We start from the raw sequence: 1,123 nt of genomic DNA on the forward strand, positions 1-1,123 counted from the left end.
CGCGCGCAGGATCTTCATCGACTGTACCGCCTGGTTCACGGCAAATTGCTGCGCGGGGGCATTCGCATTCATGGCGTTTCCTTCACGATGCGGACCTTGATGCGGACGAGGTCGCGCTGCGGCCCCATCTTGCAGTTGCTGACGTGCATCTTGGTCATGAACAGGTAGGGCTCGTCGCCCGTCGTCTCGAAATTGCGCGAGGGCGAGGCGGGGTCGGCGATGGCGCCGTACGAGTAGCGCTCGCGATCGCCGCAATCCTTGCTCCACATCGTCGGGTGGGTCATGAGCGTCTGCAGCGGAGACCACTTGATCAGGTCGTTCGACCAGCTGTAGGCGACGCGTCCGCCCTCGACGCCCTGCTTGGGATCGGGGCCGAGATGGAAGATCGCGAGCCATTGTCCGCTCGCCTCATGGCGCGTGACCGAGCCGACGACGGTCGGCAACACCCTGAGCGGCTGGCAGGGCTTCGCCTGCGACGTGTCCTCGCGATAGGGGTCGAGGGCCTGAATGGTGAAGTCCTGGCCGTCATAGGCGCGCCATGCCTTCGGATCGCTGATGTCGGAGCTGCGATAGAGGCAGGTGCCACCCTTCTGGCCCTCGCCGCCCGTCGTCGCGATCAGCGCGTACCAGGCGCCGTCCTTCTCGACGATGTTCGAGGGGTTGAAGAAGCCGCGATGCCGACCCTGGCCGACGTCCTGCCTGAAGGCGGGCGCGGCGACGACGGTCGGCGGTTCGTCGACCTTGAAGCTCTGGCCGCCATCTTTGGAGCGCGCTGCGGTGACGACATTGTACCAGCACGCCATGCCCTCCTTGAACTGGCAGGCGCCGGGATGACGATCGGCGTGGTATTCGTCATGCATCAGCGCGTAGACGTCGCGCCCGTTCGCCGTCCAGGTCGCGGCGATCCAGCTCATGTCGCTGAACTGGCTGGGATCGGGGCTGTTCTTGGCCTCGAAGGACAGCGAGCAGGTCGTCTTGATCCGGTCGAGCTTCGGGCCGATCAGCGCACGGTTGCGGTGATGGCTGGCGAAGGCGACGACCTCGCCCTTGTCGTCCCGGAAGGCGCGCAGGGGTGCGTCCGGAATGTGCCATTCCTCGCAGCGCTCCTTCGACCAGGCATAGA

The 1,123-nt window shown here is 65.5% G+C and carries 1 protein-coding gene; it reads right to left on the minus strand.

The window, feature by feature from the left end; genetic code table 11:
- Positions 1-68: 68 nt before the first annotated feature.
- Positions 69-1,123: glycoside hydrolase family protein (locus ACIPIA_RS16780; RefSeq protein WP_400511111.1), on the minus strand; the 1,055-nt coding region annotated here is incomplete at its 5' end.

It is taken from the genome of Allobosea sp. CER48 (assembly GCF_044752385.1).
In the GTDB taxonomy this organism is placed as follows: Bacteria; Pseudomonadota; Alphaproteobacteria; order Rhizobiales; family Beijerinckiaceae; genus Allobosea.